Annotated in this window: 13 protein-coding genes and 1 pseudogene; 8 read left to right on the top strand and 6 right to left on the bottom strand. The window is 70.8% G+C overall.

Going from position 1 to position 16208, the window contains the following annotated elements; translation table 11 throughout:
* Nucleotides 1-75: 75 nt before the first annotated feature.
* Nucleotides 76-774 (bottom strand): annotated as a pseudogene (locus tag ACH4S7_RS10790) (bleomycin resistance protein); the annotation flags it as partial.
* Between the two features lie 63 nt (nucleotides 775-837).
* Between ACH4S7_RS10790 and ACH4S7_RS10785 the strand changes: the two are divergent.
* Nucleotides 838-1479 carry a PadR family transcriptional regulator gene (locus ACH4S7_RS10785; RefSeq protein ID WP_398520798.1) on the top strand — a complete coding sequence of 214 codons (642 nt, stop codon included), beginning with the start codon at nucleotides 838-840 and terminating at the stop codon, nucleotides 1477-1479.
* Between the two features lie 188 nt (nucleotides 1480-1667).
* On the opposite strand, the gene ACH4S7_RS10780 is transcribed toward ACH4S7_RS10785, so the two are convergent.
* Together ACH4S7_RS10780 and ACH4S7_RS10775 are read right to left on the bottom strand one after the other, a co-directional pair.
* On the bottom strand, nucleotides 1668-3104 hold the full coding sequence (locus ACH4S7_RS10780; RefSeq protein WP_398520797.1) for a glutamate decarboxylase: 1437 nt from the start codon (nucleotides 3102-3104) through the stop codon (nucleotides 1668-1670).
* A gap of 180 nt (nucleotides 3105-3284) precedes the next feature.
* Nucleotides 3285-3653, bottom strand: coding sequence for a YbjQ family protein (locus tag ACH4S7_RS10775; protein WP_398520796.1), 369 nt, complete (start codon nucleotides 3651-3653; stop codon nucleotides 3285-3287).
* A gap of 257 nt (nucleotides 3654-3910) precedes the next feature.
* Here ACH4S7_RS10775 and ACH4S7_RS10770 point away from each other — a divergent pair, with 257 nt between their 5' ends.
* Nucleotides 3911-4621, top strand: a complete 711-nt coding sequence (locus ACH4S7_RS10770; protein WP_398520795.1) for a DedA family protein — start codon at nucleotides 3911-3913, stop codon at nucleotides 4619-4621.
* Between the two features lie 351 nt (nucleotides 4622-4972).
* On the opposite strand, the gene ACH4S7_RS10765 is transcribed toward ACH4S7_RS10770, so the two are convergent.
* Both ACH4S7_RS10765 and ACH4S7_RS10760 read right to left on the bottom strand, forming a co-directional pair.
* Entirely contained in the window at nucleotides 4973-6655 is a 1683-nt protein-coding gene (locus ACH4S7_RS10765) for a threonine/serine exporter family protein (RefSeq protein WP_398521345.1), read from the bottom strand.
* A gap of 330 nt (nucleotides 6656-6985) precedes the next feature.
* Nucleotides 6986-7480: an inorganic diphosphatase gene (locus tag ACH4S7_RS10760; protein WP_108151010.1), complete on the bottom strand. Its 495-nt coding sequence runs from the start codon at nucleotides 7478-7480 to the stop codon at nucleotides 6986-6988.
* 195 nt (nucleotides 7481-7675) lie between these two features.
* Here ACH4S7_RS10760 and dacB point away from each other — a divergent pair, with 195 nt between their 5' ends.
* The 6 genes from dacB to folE all read left to right on the top strand — a co-directional run bounded on the left by dacB (nucleotide 7676) and on the right by folE (nucleotide 15480).
* The gene (dacB, locus tag ACH4S7_RS10755; RefSeq protein WP_398520794.1) at nucleotides 7676-9058 is read left to right on the top strand and encodes a D-alanyl-D-alanine carboxypeptidase/D-alanyl-D-alanine-endopeptidase; all 1383 of its coding nucleotides are present in this window, start codon (nucleotides 7676-7678) and stop codon (nucleotides 9056-9058) included.
* 157 nt (nucleotides 9059-9215) lie between these two features.
* Entirely contained in the window at nucleotides 9216-10346 is a 1131-nt protein-coding gene (locus tag ACH4S7_RS10750; RefSeq protein ID WP_398520793.1) for a zinc-dependent metalloprotease, read from the top strand.
* 210 nt (nucleotides 10347-10556) lie between these two features.
* Nucleotides 10557-11753, top strand: coding sequence for a tRNA lysidine(34) synthetase TilS (gene tilS / locus ACH4S7_RS10745; RefSeq protein ID WP_398520792.1), 1197 nt, complete (start codon nucleotides 10557-10559; stop codon nucleotides 11751-11753).
* A gap of 117 nt (nucleotides 11754-11870) precedes the next feature.
* Nucleotides 11871-12410 carry a hypoxanthine phosphoribosyltransferase gene (gene hpt / locus ACH4S7_RS10740; RefSeq protein ID WP_398521344.1) on the top strand — a complete coding sequence of 180 codons (540 nt, stop codon included), beginning with the start codon at nucleotides 11871-11873 and terminating at the stop codon, nucleotides 12408-12410.
* 313 nt (nucleotides 12411-12723) lie between these two features.
* Nucleotides 12724-14757 (top strand): ATP-dependent zinc metalloprotease FtsH, encoded by a 2034-nt coding sequence (gene ftsH / locus ACH4S7_RS10735; RefSeq protein ID WP_398520791.1) that lies wholly within the window; start codon nucleotides 12724-12726, stop codon nucleotides 14755-14757.
* Nucleotides 14758-14874: 117 nt separating this feature from the next.
* Nucleotides 14875-15480, top strand: a complete 606-nt coding sequence (gene folE / locus ACH4S7_RS10730; protein WP_398520790.1) for a GTP cyclohydrolase I FolE — start codon at nucleotides 14875-14877, stop codon at nucleotides 15478-15480.
* Between the two features lie 157 nt (nucleotides 15481-15637).
* Here folE and ACH4S7_RS10725 read toward each other — a convergent pair whose 3' ends face one another.
* Nucleotides 15638-16132: a DUF3180 domain-containing protein gene (locus ACH4S7_RS10725; protein WP_398520789.1), complete on the bottom strand. Its 495-nt coding sequence runs from the start codon at nucleotides 16130-16132 to the stop codon at nucleotides 15638-15640.
* Nucleotides 16133-16208: the final 76 nt, after the last annotated feature.

Here is a 16208-nt window from a genome sequence, read left to right as displayed (position 1 = left end):
CCCTGCCCCGGATTCGCTCCCGGCCCCGGTCTCGGCTGCGGGCCGCCCGGGAAGCGGGTCGGGCCCGTCCGTGAGCAGTTCCGCCAGCCTGGCCAGCGGGTCCCGCGCCGAATCCCGTTCCTCGTCGGAGAGCCGTACGGCAGCGGCCCGCGCCAGCAGCTCCCCGGCCGCTCCGTCATCGCCCAGCCGCTGCGCGATGTCACCCCGCAGCACCAGCAGCCGCAGCAGTTGTACGGGGGTGGGGGAGGGGTCCGTCAGCCTCAGCGCCCTGTCGATGATCTTCGCGGCGCCCGACAGGTCCTCCTTGGAATCCACGAAGAGGTCGGCCATGTGCAGCGCCCGGGCGAACGCCTCCTTGGGCGCGGGCCGGTGGTGCTGGTCCTCGCTGATCGGCTGACCGACGCGGACGCTGGTGCCGGTCGGGTCGGTCAGCAGAAACTGCCGCACCCCGTACGACATGTCCTTGATGGGCCCGATCCGTGGCAGCCCCCGGGTCGGGATCTTCCCGTAGGCGGCCTTGAGCCCGCGGCGGAAGGCGTCGTGCACTCCGTCGACGTCGTCGGAGTAGAGGTAGAAGCCGGAGTAGGAATCGGCGGGGTCGTACTCCTTCATGCCGAAGAACTGGAGTTCCACGTCACCGCGTGCGACGACCGCGTAGGCGTACGGGCTGGTCTGTAGGAACGTCGTCTCGAAGCCCAGCGCGGTGTAGAAGTCGACCACCGACGGGATCAACTGTGTCTTGCAGGGGAGGAGTGGCGCGGTCTTCTCGGTCATACTGGGGAGCGTAGTCAAAGTTGAATACTCTAGTCAAAGTTGAATAGGAAGGAATTTCGGCCAATGTCAGCGATCCGTCTGCTGGTCCTCGGCGCCGTCCGTCAGCACGGGCGGGCGCACGGCTACCAGGTCCGCAACGACCTGGAGTTCTGGGGCGCCCACGAGTGGTCCAACGCCAAGCCGGGGTCGATCTACCACGCGCTCAAGCAGATGGCGAAGCAGGGACTCCTGCACGCCCATGAGATCGCACCGTCCACGGTGGGCGGGCCGCCCCGGACGGAGTACGAGGTCACCGACGACGGGACCGCCGAGTTCTTCCGGCTGCTCAGAGAGTCGCTGACCGCCTACGACCAGCGGCTGGACGCGCTCTCGTCGGGCATCGGCTTCATCGTCGACCTGCCCCGGGCCGAGGCCGTGGCGCTGCTGACGGAGCGGGTGCGCGGACTGGAGGAGTGGCGGGCGTCGGTGACCGGCTACTACACCCCCGAGGCCGGACCCGAATCGCTCGGACACATCGGCGAGATCATGAATCTCTGGGTCGCGTCGGCGGACTTCGGGGCGGAGTGGACCCGTGGCCTGATCCGGCGCATCGAGGGCGGTGCGTACACCTTCGCCGGAGAGGGGGAGCGGCAGGTGCTGGTCCTCGGTGCGGGCGAGGAGAACCCGTACGCCACGACCGAATCGCATCCGGGCGACCGGGAGTAGGCCCCCCGCCGGTCCATCCACCTGCCGCCCCCGGCATAACGGGGTTGGTGGTGGCGGAAGTTGTGTCAACGGCCTCAGTAGTACTGGCGCGCGGCATGGCGCCTGTGGCAGTGCCCGGCGCGCACAGGAGTACTGGCGCGCACAGGAGTGCTGGCGCGGTGGGCCGGTGGGCCGGTGGGCCGGTGGGCTCAGTGGTGGAACGACGTGGCCGCCGAGGCGTCCTTGCTCAAGGGGCCTGGTTGGCGGCGCAGTTCCGGTAGCAGCAATTCCAGATCCTGCACCAGCAGTGCGGCCAGATCGGCGGAGAAACCGTTCCGGCAGACCACCCGGAGCACGGAGAGGTCCTCCCGGTTCTTGGGGAAGGTGTACGCGGGCACCAGCCAGCCGTGTTCCCGCAGCCGCCGCGAGACGTCGAAGACGTCGAACGCCGTGACACCGGGCGCGGTGGTGAGGGCGAAGACGGGCAGTTGGTCGCCCCGGGTGAGGAGTCGGAAGTCCTCGACGGCCTCGAACCGTTCGGCGAGCCCGCGGGCGACGTCCCGGGACGCCTGCTGGACCGCCCGGTATCCGTCCCGGCCCAACCGCAGGAAGGTGTAGTACTGCGCCACCACCTGGGCGCCGGGGCGGGAGAAGTTGAGGGCGAAGGTGGGCATGTCGCCACCCAGGTAGTTGACGCGGAAGACCAGTTCCTCCGGCAGCTCCGCCGATGACCGCCACAGCGCCCACCCGACCCCCGGGTAGACCAGTCCGTACTTGTGCCCGGAGGTATTGATCGAGGAGACCCTCGGCAGCCGGAAGTCCCAGACCAGTTCATCGTCCAGGAAGGGCGCGACCATCGCCCCGGACGCCCCGTCCACATGGACGGGGATATCGAGCCCGGTCCGCTCCTGGAGCGCGTCCAGCGCGGCGCAGACCTCGGCGACCGGTTCGTACGACCCGTCGAAGGTCGAACCGAGGACGGCGACGACCCCGATGGTGTTCTCGTCGCAGAGCGCGGCGGCGGCCTCCGGGTCGAGATGGAAGCGGTCGCCCTCCATCGGCACCAGACGGGCCTCCACCTCCCAGAACTCGCAGAACTTGTCCCAGCAGACCTGGACGTTGACGCCCATGACCAGGTTCGGGCGGGCACGCGCGGGATAGCGGTCGGCGTTCCGGTGGGCCCAGCGCCGTTTGAGGGCCATTCCGGCCAGCATGCACGCCTCGCTGGAGCCGGTGGTGGAGCAGCCGACGGCGGCCCCGGGATCCGGGGCGTGCCACAGGTCCGCGAGCATGGCGACACAGCGCCGCTCCAGTTCGGCCGTCCGGGGGTACTCGTCCTTGTCGATCATGTTCTTGTCCCGGCACTCACCCATCAGGACATCGGCCTGGGGCTCCATCCAGGTGGTGACGAAGGTGGCGAGGTTAAGCCGTGAGTTCCCGTCGAGCATCAGCTCGTCGTGGACGAGCCGGTACGCGGTGCTGGGTGGCAGCGGTCCGTCGGGCAGCCGGTGGGTGGGCGGGGCCGAGGTCATACCGCTGACCGGGTCGGCCTCCCCGTAGAAGGGGTTCATGGAGAGCCTGCGCCGCTCGCGCGCCGCGTCGGACTCCCGGTCGTGGGAACTGTCCGCGCCTCTGTGGAGTGGCATCCGCCCGCCGCCTTCCGCTCGCCGTACGGCTCGGATCTCGGACCCGTACGGATCTCAGGCTGGTACGGGCGCGGGCCGGCCGCAATGCGAGGCGTCCGCACGGTCCCGGGCGCCGCGCGGACCGGGCCGGACCGGGCTCCTAGCCGGCCGGACCGTGCTCCAGCTCGGGCCGGGCGGTGGTCAGGGCAGTGGGTCGATCACCGCCGCCGTGCCGTACGCGCAGACCTCCGTACCGACGTCCGCCGCCTCCGTCACATCGAACCGGAACATCAACACCGCGTTCGCCCCCCGCGCCCGCGCCTGTTCGATCAGCCGGTCCATCGCCTGGTTGCGCGTCTCCACCAGCGTCTTGGTGAGCCCCTTCAACTCCCCACCGACGATCGACTTCAGCCCGGCGCCGATCTGACTGCCCAGGTGGCGGGAGCGGACTGTCAGACCGAAGACCTCGCCGATGGTCTGCCGCACCTGATACCCCGGCACATCATTGGTCGTGACGACCAGTACGTCCGGCTGTGGGCCCTGTCCGCCGCCGAAGTCCTCGATGCCCATCTTCGTCTGCCTTCCTGCTGGTTCCTCAGGGAGTCTTTGACCGACAGCTTTGTCCCGGCGCGGGCACAGTGCATCCTGAGGGGGCCGCAGGGACGCGGAGCACTGCCGATGCGTTGATAGCGTTGGCCGACGGCCGACGTCGCTTCTCGCCGATCCACCCGATCTTTGACGCAGAGCCACGCCGCGGATCTCTGCCTCTCGCCCATGTCCCTCGCGGATGTCTCTCGCAGATCTATGACTCTTGGAGCCCGGACCTCGTGACTACCCTCGCTCTCGGACCGAGCTGGCTGGACCCGGACTATCTGATCGGGACCTTCGGTCTCATCGGGGTTCTCGTCATCGTCTTCGCCGAATCCGGCCTGCTCATCGGCTTCTTCCTGCCGGGCGACTCGCTGCTGTTCACCACCGGCCTGCTGGTGACCACCGGCAAGCTCGACGATCTGCCGCTGTGGGGCGTCTGCACACTGATCGTGATCGCCGCGGTCGTCGGTGACCAGGTCGGCTATCTCTTCGGCCGCAAGGTGGGCCCCGCGCTCTTCAAGCGCCCCGACTCCCGCCTCTTCAAACAGGAGAACGTGGAGAAAGCGCACGTCTTCTTCGAGAAGTACGGTCCCAAGTCGCTGGTCCTGGCCCGCTTCGTGCCCATCGTGCGGACGTTCACGCCGATCATCGCTGGTGTGAGCCGGATGAACTACCGCTCGTTCATCACCTACAACATCATCGGTGGTGTCCTCTGGGGTGCCGGGGTCACCCTGCTGGGCGCCGGCCTCGGCAAGATCGACTTCGTGCATCAGCACATCGAGAAGATCCTCATCCTGATCGTGCTGCTCTCGGTGCTGCCGATCGTCATCGAGGTGCTCAGGGCCCGGTCCAAGGGCAAGAAGGAAGCGGTGGCGCGTGAGGTGCCGGGGGCCGGCCCCGACGACGGCCCGGCCCCGGCCCAGCGCGGCCGGCACGCCAAGCGCTGAGCCCGTCCGGCACGCCGGGCGCCGGGCACCGGCTCCGTGGCCCTGCCGCCGCCGTCCGGCCCCGTACATCTCGTCCTCCGGCCCCGTACACCCCGGCCCGCCCCCGTACACCCCGCCCGGCCCCGTATGGCCCGTGCACCGGGGGACATCCCGTAACTCCCGCTCCTGCCCCTTCCCGAGCCCCGGGAGGGGGCAGCGGCGCTTCTCCGGGCCTTCCGGGTCTTCGCGCTTCCCTGGGTGCGCCAGGCGCTCCAGGCGCGCGGACCTGAGCGCCACGCCCCGGACCGGCCTCGCCCCAGAAGCCCCGCTCGCCCCGGCAGCCCAGCCCCCGCCCCCGACCGGCCCGCGCCGTCAGAAGCCGCGCGTCCGCTTCGCCGCGCGGCGCGGTTCGGACGGGATCGTGGCGCCCGGCACCCGCAGGAAGAGCCGGGAGATCTCGCTGCCTAGGTTCACCCCTATCGCGATCGCCAGCGCCAGCGCCGCCGCCTTCGACAGGGAGGCGAGCCCGGTGTTCAGCTCCCCCCGCGCGATGGCCAGCAGCCCGAAGTAGGTCGCGCTGCCCGGCAGCAGCGGCCCGATGGCCGCCGTCACATACGGCAGCGCCGACGCGAACCGATAGCGCGCCAGGAGTTGCCCGAACAGCCCCACCAGCCCCGCCGCCGCGGCCGTCGCCGCCACCGGGGGCACGTCGGCCGTGTCCGCGAGGGCGCCGTAGACCGACCAGGCGACCCCGCCGTTCAACGTCACCAGCAGTACTGTGCTCCGCTCCTGCTGGAGCAGGACGGCGAAACAGAGCGAGAGCCCCATCGCCGCCAGCAGTTGTACCTCCGGCCGTTCCACGGCGTGCAGCGCGGTCTCCGGGGTGAGGGCCGCGCCCAGCGCCAGGCCCAGATAGAGCGCGCTCAGCACCCCGACGACGATGCCGACGATCAGGTAGCCGACCTCCAGCAGCCGGGCGGCGGCCGTGATGTAGAAACCGGTCAGTCCGTCCTGGACGCCGGCGACCAGCGCCCGCCCCGGGATCAGCGCGAACAGCCCACCGGTGATGACGGCCGACGCCCGCACGTCCAGTGGGGAGAGCGTCAGCGCCACCCCCATCGCGCCCGGAGGCATGGCCGCCGCCACGAACTGGTAGAACTCCGGCAGCCCGCGCCCCGCGCACACCCAGGCCAGCCGGTCCCCGAGCATCGCGCTGACCGCCGCCGCCAGGAACACCAGGAGGTTGCCGCCGACCAACACGGACGCCGAACCCGCCAGCAGCCCCCCGGCGACGGTGAGCGCCCAGCCGGGGAAGGGGTGCCGGTTGCGGCGGATCTCCGCGAGCCGGCGGTACGCCTCCTCCAGCGTGATCTCGCTCTCCGGGTCGCTGATGTCGTGGACCAGCCGGTAGACCGCCGACAGCCGGTTGTAGTCGGTGCCCCGGCGCCGTACGGTCCGGTTCGCCGTGACCGGATCGTCCACCAGCGACGGCTGGTAGGTGATCGACAGCAGGGTGAAGGTCACCGTCGGTTCGCAGCGGTCGAGCCCGTACGAGTGGGAGATGGCGAACATCGCCGCCTCGACGTCCTCGGCGCCCTCACCGCCCGCGAGCAGCAGCTCCCCGATCCTGAGCGTCAGGTCGAGGACGCGCGGCACGGCCGGGCCGCCCTCCTCCTGCCGCTGCGCCGTCTCCGGCACCGGCCGCTCGCCCACCGGCATCCGCAGCATGGCCCGCATCCGGTCCTGCCAGGGCCCGTCCTTGGTCAGGCTGACCCGGGGGAGGCCCTGTGCGGGGGTGAAGGCGGGCGGTGAGTGCTTGGCGCTGTACGTGCGGGGCGTGGCGAACGCGGAACCCTCCGGCTCGGCCGGTGGTGTCTCGGTGGCGGCCCCCGGCGGCAGGGCGAACTCCGAGGTCGGCTGGTCCTCCTCGGGAGCGTCGGGCAGTCCGACCCCCGGGGGTGGCGTGAAGGCGCTGTGCGCGTCGTCGGGCGCGGGTTTCCGGTCCTCCGGCCCCCGCTGCCCGGGATCCCTGTGACCCTCCGGCTCCGCCACCACCTGCTGCCCTCGCTCCCTCTTGTGTCGCCGGCTCACGCTCAGTATGTGCGTGGACATGCCGACGGACGACTCCGGGATCTTCTGCCCGCTCCGGGGCGCCCGTCCACGCACGGGCCGGCGGAGGTTCCCTTCGGCGGGGGACTCTGGCCGGGGACCGCCGTGCCGGCCCCGGCCGGCCATGCCACACGGGACACGCGACACACGGACACACGACACACCGACATGGCAGCGGACATGACTGCGGGCGGGACACCCTTCGGGGTGTCCCGCCCGCAGTGAGGTCCGGTGTCACGCGCTCAGCGCGCGCGCTCCGGCCCCGGTGCTACCCGTTCAGTGCGCGCCGCCCTGCGCCTCCAGGCGCTTGTAGGACGCCTCGATCTCGGCCTCGGCCTCGGTGCGGCCGACCCAGTTCGCGCCCTCGACGGACTTGCCGGGCTCCAGGTCCTTGTAGACCTCGAAGAAGTGCTGGATCTCCAGGCGGTCGAACTCGGAGACGTGGTGGATGTCCCGCAGGTGCTCCACCCGGGGGTCGGACGCGGGCACGCAGAGCAGCTTGTCGTCGCCGCCCGCCTCGTCGGTCATCCGGAACATGCCGATGGCACGGCACTTGATCAGGCAGCCGGGGAAGGTCGGCTCGTCGAGAATGACCAGGGCGTCCAGCGGGTCGCCGTCCTCGCCGAGGGTGTTCTCGACAAAACCGTAGTCCGCGGGGTAGCTGGTCGAGGTGAAGAGTCGACGGTCAAGGCGGATCCGGCCCGTCTCGTGGTCCACCTCGTACTTGTTCCGCGAACCCTTCGGGATCTCGATGGTGACGTCGAACTCCACGGGTGGCTCCTCCATGATCAACACATACGTCTGGTGATGCTGTGCCCGTCCGGGGGCAGTCCCCGGACCCCCGAGCCGCCCGTTGGCTGATGCCGACCGGGTGGTGACCGGGGTGCCGTGCACACGGCAAGACGCAGTTCTGGTGGTTAAGTGTCTCTCACGCACGTGTGTGATCGCGAAAGGGGCTGGTGCGAGGTGCCAGTGGTCAGGACGTGGCAGCTCACGGCCGGCGCGGCCGTGGTGGGTCTGGCCCTCGCGGCCGGGGTGGTGACGGCTGCCGGGCCCTGGGAATCGGGCCGCCGAACGGCCGAGATCCAGCGGGCCGCGGCCCAGGACCTGACACCCCGGACCGGACCCGGACGACCCGCCCCCGCGCCCAGCGCGCCCACCGTCCTCGCCGCAGTCGGCGCCGCGCGGACCCCCGCCCCCGCCGACGGCAAGGTCGGCCAGGACCTCGGCAGGGAGCTGGGCGCCCTCCTCGGCGACGCCGGCCTCGGACCCCTCCGTACGGCCTCCGTGGTCGACCTCGCGACCGGACGGCAGTTGTACGGGAGCGGGGCGGCGAACCCGATGACCCCGGCCTCCACCATAAAGATCGCGACCACCGTCGCGGCCCTGTCCGCCCTCGGCCCCGACCACCGGATCCCCACCACCACCGCCCTGACGGCCGACGGCCGGGTCGCCCTCGTCGGCGGCGGCGACGCGAGCCTCACCACGGCCCGGCTGCGGACCCTCGCCGAGCGGACGGCCCGCGCCCTGCGTGAGCGCGGCGTCGCCTCCGTACGCCTCGTCTATGACACCTCCCGCTACGGGGGGCCCGTGCTCCACCCCATCGGGATCAACGGCAATATCGCACCCGTCACCGCGCTCATGGTCGACCAGGGCAGGCTCGACCCCGCCGCCACCGGGGACTCCCCGCGCACCGACGACCCGGCCGGGGACGCGGCCCGCGCCTTCGGCGGGATGCTGACCGCCGAGGGGATCAAACTGACCGCGCCGGCCGTGCCGGGCCGGCCGGGCAAGGGTCCCCAGCAGCTCGCGAAGGTGCTCTCGCCCCCGCTCTCCACACTCGTCGAGCGGACCCTGACCGAGAGCGACAACGACATCGCCGAGTCGCTCGCCCGGCAGACCGCCGTCAAGGCGGGCGAGGAGGCGAGCTTCGCCGGCGCCGGACGGGCCGTGCGCGCGGAACTGGCCCGGTTGAAGCTCCCGTTGGCCGGCGCGCGCTTCGCCGACGGCAGCGGGCTCGACCGTGCCGACCGGGTCTCCGCCACGCTGCTCACGGCGCTGCTCGCCCGCGCCGCCGGCCCGGACCGCCCGGAACTCCGCCCGGTCCTCACCGGGCTGCCGGTCGCCGGCTTCAGCGGGACCCTCCGGTCCCGGCACACCGGCAGCTCGCCGGGGACTGGTCTGATCCGCGCCAAGACGGGCACCCTGACCGGGGTCAACTCGCTGTCGGGGACGGTGGTCGCGTCCGATGGGCGGCTGCTGGGCTTCGCGTTCCTGGCGGGGCGGACCCCGTCCCGGGACGAGGCGCAGTCCGCCCTGGACCGGCTGGCGGGCGCACTGGTGTCGTAGGACCGCGCCCCACCGGCGCCCCCGGCCCCGTACCGCCCCCGCCCGGTCCGTACACCCCCCGCCCGTTCCCGTACGGCCGCGCCCGGCCCCGTAACCGGTTGAAGCAGTGCTCCGCGACGCCACACCGCCGCGCGGGCCCACCACGTACGGTTGACGCATGACGAGCATCGGTGGTGCAGGGATGGTCGACTGGAATCTCGCGGTGGCGACCGCGACCCGCTTGGTGCGGCCAGGGCCCGAAGTGAGCAAGGACGAGGCCCGTGCCGTCGTCGCGGAGTTGCGGCGGCACGCCAAGGCTTCCGAGGAACACGTACGGGCCTTCACGCGGATGATTCCCGAGAGCCACCGGCCGGAGGACACCCCTGTCCTCGTCGTGGACCGGGCGGGCTGGGTGAAGGCCAATGTGGCGGGCTTCCGCGAACTGCTGAAACCCCTGCTGGACAAGATGCAGGAGCGCCGCTCGGGTGGCCCCACGGGCGCCGTGCTGGGCGCCGTCGGCGGCAAGGTCACCGGCGTCGAGCTGGGGATGCTGCTGTCCTTCCTGTCCTCGCGGGTCCTCGGGCAGTACGAGACCTTCGCGCCGGCCAGCCGCGAGCTGCCGGCCGGGACGAACGGCGGCGGGCGGCTCCTCCTGGTCGCGCCCAACATCGTCCATGTGGAGCGGGAGCTGGAGGTCGACCCGCACGACTTCCGCCTCTGGGTCTGTCTGCACGAGGAGACCCACCGCACCCAGTTCACCGGGGTGCCGTGGCTCAAGGACCACCTTGAGGGCGAGATCCAGTCATTTCTGGGGGAGACCGACGTCGACCCGATGACGGTGCTGGAGCGCCTCAGGGAGGCCGCCCAGTCGCTGGCCGGAGCCCGGCCGGAGGGTGAGGACGACGACAGCGGACGTTCGATCGTCGAACTGGTGCAGACCCCCGCACAGCGCGAGATCCTCAGCCGGCTGACCGCCGTGATGTCCCTCCTGGAGGGGCACGCGGACTTCGTCATGGACGGTGTGGGACCCGACGTCGTGCCGTCGGTCGCCGAGATCCGGGAGAAGTTCCAGCAGCGCAGGGCGCGCGGCGCGAGCCGGCTGGATCTGGCGTTGCGCAAACTCCTCGGACTCGACGCGAAGCTCCGTCAGTACCGTGACGGCGAGCGTTTTGTGCGTGCTGTGGTGAACGAGGTCGGTATGGACGGCTTCAACCGGGTCTGGACCTCGCCCAACACCCTCCCCACCAAGGCGGAGATCGCCAAACCAGCGGATTGGGTCGCGCGGGTGCACCGCACAGCGGATTCGTGAGCGCGATTCCGGCCGTACGCCCTCCGGGGGGCGGGAGACGCCCCCCGGAGGGCTCAGCATCACCCATCCGAGGGACCGTAGGGCGTAGGTAGGCGTGCAATGCTCGGGGAACGGCTCGGTTCTGTCACCATCAACGCACTCTGAGTGACTGAGCCCCGGCTGCAACTCCCCCACCGAGGCACCCCCCAAACTCCACGAAGGGCACCGGACATGGGTCCCCATCCTGCGGTCGCGGCGATACGCCTGGCGGTCCGCCGCGTACTCCACGATGTACTCACCGAGTACATCGAACAGACGGAACCGGTCGCGCGTCTCAGCCATGCGACCACCTCGGCCTGCGCCGCCGCCACCCACGCCGCGCACGCCACCCACACCGCACACATCACGACGCACGCGACGCGCTCCGCGCCCGTCGCGCGCCCGGTGGCGGGCGTGCGCCCCACAGTCGCCGCGCGCACCACCCCCGCACAGCGCCCCACCCCCTCCTCGCGCCCCGCCCCCCTCGTCCTGGTGGCCTGCTCCGGGGGCGCCGACTCCATGGCCCTCGCCTCCGCACTCGCCTTCGAGGCCCGCAAGCTCTCCATCCGGGCCGGGGGCATCACCGTCGACCACGGCCTGCAGGACGGCTCCGACCTCCGCGCCGCCGAGGTCGCCGGGCGGCTCACCGCGCTGGGGCTCGAACCCGTCGAGGCCATCACCGTCCGGGTCGGCCGCGACGGCGGACCCGAGGCCGCGGCCCGTGACGCCCGCTACGCGGCGCTGGACGAGGCCGCCGAGCGCCACGGCGCCGTCGCCGTACTCCTCGGCCACACCCGCGACGACCAGGCGGAGACCGTCCTGCTGGGGCTCGCCCGCGGCTCGGGCATCCGCTCGCTCTCCGGGATGGCCGCCGTCTCGGGCGCGTCCCGCCGCTACCGCCGCCCCTTCCTCCAGCTCGACCGGCAGACCGCCCGCAAGGCGTGCCTGGTCCAGTCGCTGCCCGTCTGGGACGACCCACACAACGCCGACCCCGCCTACACCCGCTCCCGACTGCGCCACGAAGGGCTGCCCGCCCTGGAGAAGGCGCTCGGCAAGGGAGTGGTCGAGGCCCTGGCGCGTACCGCGCAGCTCTCCCGCGACGACGCCGACGCCCTGGACACCTGGGCCGCCGACGCGGACGCCTCCGTGCGCGACGAGTCCGGCGAGCTGGAGTGCGCCAAGCTGTACGCGCTGCCCCCGGCCGTACGGCGCCGGGTACTGCGCCGCGCGGTGATCGAGGCGGGCTCGCCGGCGGGCTCGCTCTTCGCCCGTCACGTGGAGGAAGTCGACCGGCTGATCACCGGCTGGCGCGGCCAGGGAGCCATCAATCTGCCGGGCCGCGTCGAGGCGCGGCGGCAGAGTGGCAGACTTGTCATCCGGCAAGGCTGACGCAGTCGCGGCGAGAGCGTGGCGGCTGAGGTCACCCGGGAGCCTGCTTCCAGGCACCCGGACCCCCGGCCCCCGGGCCCCCGGCAAGGAGATACCCACCGCGTGAACGAAAAGGACATGGGCACCGACCTCCAGTCGGTGCTCATCACCAAGGAAGAGATCGACGCGAAGCTCGCGGAGCTCGCCGCGAAGGTCGACGCGGAGTACGCGGGCAAGGACCTGCTCCTCGTCGGTGTCCTCAAGGGCGCCGTGATGGTCATGGCGGACCTGGCGCGAGCGCTGTCGAGCACCGTGACCATGGACTGGATGGCGGTGTCGTCGTACGGCGCGGGCACCCAGTCCTCCGGTGTCGTACGGATCCTGAAGGACCTCGACACCGACATCAAGGGCAAGCACGTCCTGATCGTCGAGGACATCATCGACTCCGGGCTGACGCTGTCGTGGCTGCTCTCGAACCTGGGATCGCGCGAGCCGGCCTCCATCGAGGTGTGCACCCTGCTCCGTAAGCCGGATGCCGCAAAGGTCGCGATCGACGTGAAGTGGATCGGCTTCGACATCCCGAACGAGTTCGTGGTCGGCTACGGACTCGACTACGCCGAGAAGTACCGCAACCTGCCGTTCGTCGGCACCCTCGCACCGCACGTCTACGGCGGCTGACCCCCTCCGCCGGCACCGGGGGCACCGCCACCTGTGACCGTTGCAGGTGGCCGTCACCGGTGAGACCGCCATCCGGCCGTGACACCTCCCCCCGCACACCTCCCGCGACAGCGATCGCGGGGCGGGGGCGAACAGCGGCCGGCACGACGGGAACCAAGGCCCCACTCCCGCCGTTGAAGCATGGGAGGGCTGGTTTGTCAGCCGTACCGTGCGGTCACGGTGACGATGCTGGGGTACCGTCCGAAGAACAGTCTTTTCTCACAGCAGCATTTACCTACGGGCAGGAGGGACGGGGCGTTTTCGCTCCGTATGGATGGACGTGAAGCGATACTTCCGTGGGCCGGTCATGTGGATCGTGCTGGCCGTCCTCGCCGTGGTCGTGTTGATGCAGGTCGTCGGCTCGTCGGGCGGCTACAAGACGGTGGACACCGGTCAGGTCGTCCAGGCGATCGACAAGAACCAGGTCGACCAGGTCAAGCTGACCACTGGCGACGAACAGATCATCAAGGCCGATCTGAAGGACGGCCAGAAGGTCAAGGGCAGCGACAAGATCCAGGCGAGCTACATCGGGACCCAGGGTTCCGACCTCGCCGCGAAGCTTCAGGCGAAGTACGAGGCCGGCGACATCGAGAAGGGTTACACCATCTCGCCGTCGAAGCAGAGCCCGTTCATCTCGGTGCTGCTCTCGCTGCTGCCGTTCGTGCTGATCGTCGTGGTCTTCCTGTTCCTGATGAACCAGATGCAGGGCGGCGGCTCCCGAGTCATGAACTTCGGGAAGTCCAAGGCCAAGCTGATCACCAAGGACACCCCGAAGACGACCTTCGCCGATGTGGCGGGGTCCGACGAGGCCGTCGAGGAGCTCCACGAGATCAAGGAGTTCCTCCAGGAGCCGGCGAAGTTCCAGGCCGTCGGCGCCAAGATCCCCAAGGGTGTGCTGCTCTACGGCCCGCCCGGCACCGGCAAGACGCTGCTCGCACGCGCCGTCGCCGGTGAGGCGGGGGTCCCGTTCTACTCGATCTCCGGTTCCGACTTCGTCGAGATGTTCGTCGGTGTCGGTGCCTCGCGAGTCCGTGACCTCTTCGAGCAGGCCAAGGCGAACGCCCCGGCGATCGTCTTCGTCGACGAGATCGACGCCGTCGGCCGCCACCGTGGCGCCGGCCTCGGCGGCGGTCACGACGAGCGCGAGCAGACGCTCAACCAGCTCCTCGTCGAGATGGACGGCTTCGATGTGAAGGGCGGGGTCATCCTGATCGCCGCCACCAACCGGCCGGACATCCTCGACCCGGCGCTGCTGCGCCCGGGACGCTTCGACCGGCAGATCGCGGTCGACCGCCCGGACATGCAGGGCCGGCTGGCGATCCTCAAGGTGCACCAGAAGGGCAAGCCGGTCGCGCCGGACGTCGACCTCGGCGCGGTCGCCCGCAGGACGCCGGGCTTCACCGGCGCCGACCTGTCGAATGTGCTGAACGAAGCCGCGCTGCTCACCGCGCGCAGCGACAAGAAGCTGATCGACAACGACTCGCTGGACGAGGCGATCGACCGGGTGGTCGCGGGCCCGCAGAAGCGGACCCGGATCATGTCGGACAAGGAAAAGAAGATCACCGCGTACCACGAGGGCGGACACGCCCTGGTCGCGGCGGCTCTGCCGAACTCCGACCCGGTCCACAAGATCACGATCCTTTCCCGCGGCCGGGCCCTCGGTTACACGATGGTCCTCCCGGACGAGGACAAGTACTCGACCACGCGTAACGAGATGCTGGACCAGCTCGGCTACATGATGGGCGGGCGCGCGGCGGAGGAGCTGGTCTTCCACGACCCGACCACCGGCGCCGCGAACGACATCGAGAAGGCGACGACGACGGCCCGCGCGATGGTCACGCAGTACGGCATGACCGAGCGACTGGGCGCCATCAAGTTCGGCGGCGACAACACCGAGCCGTTCCTGGGCCGCGAGATGGGCCACCAGCGGGACTACTCGGAAGAAGTCGCCGCGCTGGTCGACGAAGAGGTCAAGAAGCTCATCGAGACCGCGCACAACGAGGCGTGGGAGATTCTCGTCGAGAACCGCGATGTGCTCGACAACCTGGTGCTCCAACTCCTGGAGAAGGAGACACTGGGCAAGGAGCAGATCGCGGAGATCTTCGCCACGATCGTGAAGCGCCCGGCCCGTCCCGCGTGGACGGGTTCCTCCCGCCGCACGCCGTCGACCCGTCCCCCGGTGCTCTCGCCGAAGGAACTGGCCCTGACGAACGGCGCGGCCGGAGCCAACGGAGCGACGTCCACGGACAAGGTCCCGAGCATCGACAAGGCTCCGGAGAAGACTCCCGAGGAGCGCCCGGAGAGCTGACACCCGAGGCACCCGTCACACGGGCCCCGGAATGCGTGCCGCGTCCCCCCAGGTTTTAGCCTGGGGGGACGCGGCGTTTGTGTGACCGCGGTCCAGAGCAAGAGGAACGAGGCACAGATGACCGATCCGGTGACGCTGGACGGTGAAGGCACGATCGGCGAATTCGACGAGAAGCGGGCCGCGGCGGCGGTGCGCGAGCTTCTCATCGCCGTTGGGGAGGACCCGGACCGGGAGGGCCTCAAGGAGACGCCGGGGCGGGTGGCGCGGGCGTACAAGGAGCTCTTCGCGGGTCTGCGGCAGGAGCCCGAGGACGTGCTGACGACGACGTTCGACCTGGGGCACGACGAGATGGTCCTGGTGAAGGACATCGAGATCGTCAGCCTCTGCGAACACCATCTCCTTCCGTTCCACGGGGTCGCGCACGTCGGCTACATCCCGGCGGAGACCGGCAAGATCACGGGGCTGTCCAAGCTCGCCCGGCTGGTCGAGGTGTACGCCCGCCGCCCGCAGGTGCAGGAGAGGCTCACCACTCAGATCGCGGACTCCCTGACCCGCATCCTGGAAGCACGGGGGGCGATCGTCGTGATCGAGGCCGAGCACATGTGCATGTCCGTCCGAGGCATCCGCAAGCCCGGGGCGAAGACCACGACCTCCGCGGTGCGGGGGCAGCTCCGCGACGCGACGACGCGTGCGGAAGCGATGAGCCTGATACTCGCGCGCTAGGGTCTTTCGGGAGTCCCTAGCTCCGCGGGCTGATCCTCGAAGATCGCCCGGACCGGACCTGGTCACCCGGTCGGCCGCGCCCACTCCCTCGCGTGACAGGAGCTGATCACGCCGGGGAGTGCGCGCGGCCGGTACGGACCCCGGCCGGCGGGAGGCGCTACGCGTGCGCCGTGCCCGTCCCGCCGCCCTGGGGGCTGTCGCTGTCGTCGGGGAGCTTGCAGACGCGCTCCAGGAAGAACGCTGCCGCGATCACCGCCACCCCGGCCAGCACCGAGAAGCCCGCGTAGATCGCCTGGTCGCGCCGGGACGGGATGTCCAGCGACCCCAGCAGGAACGCGCCCGTGCCGCCGTACATCCCACTCACCAGTGCCGCCACCAGCGCGCTCGCCTGTCCGAAGACCACCGCTCGGGCGGCCATCAGCGGCTCCACGCCCTTCGCGCCGGGGCGGCGCTCCCGCTGGGCCTTCAGCCGGGAGCGCAGGGAGAGCGCCGTCGCCGTCAGGATCGCCGCGATGGCGGCGAGCACGATGGGCGCCGCGATGGGCACGCTCGGCAGCGTGCCGAACGACTCCCACAGGCGCGCGCCCGCCCAGGACAGCACCCCGGCCGCGACGAAGAGACCGGCCAGGACACCGAGCCGTAGTTGCTTCACCGAGAGAGCCGCCCTTTCGAACTGTGCCGAACCTGACTGAACAGCAGGCCGTCCGCCGGTGTGGACCACCGACGCA

It is taken from the genome of Streptomyces sp. NPDC020965, from assembly GCF_044333555.1.
Taxonomy (GTDB): domain Bacteria; phylum Actinomycetota; class Actinomycetes; order Streptomycetales; family Streptomycetaceae; genus Streptomyces.
This window is presented reverse-complemented; position numbering and strand designations above follow the sequence as displayed.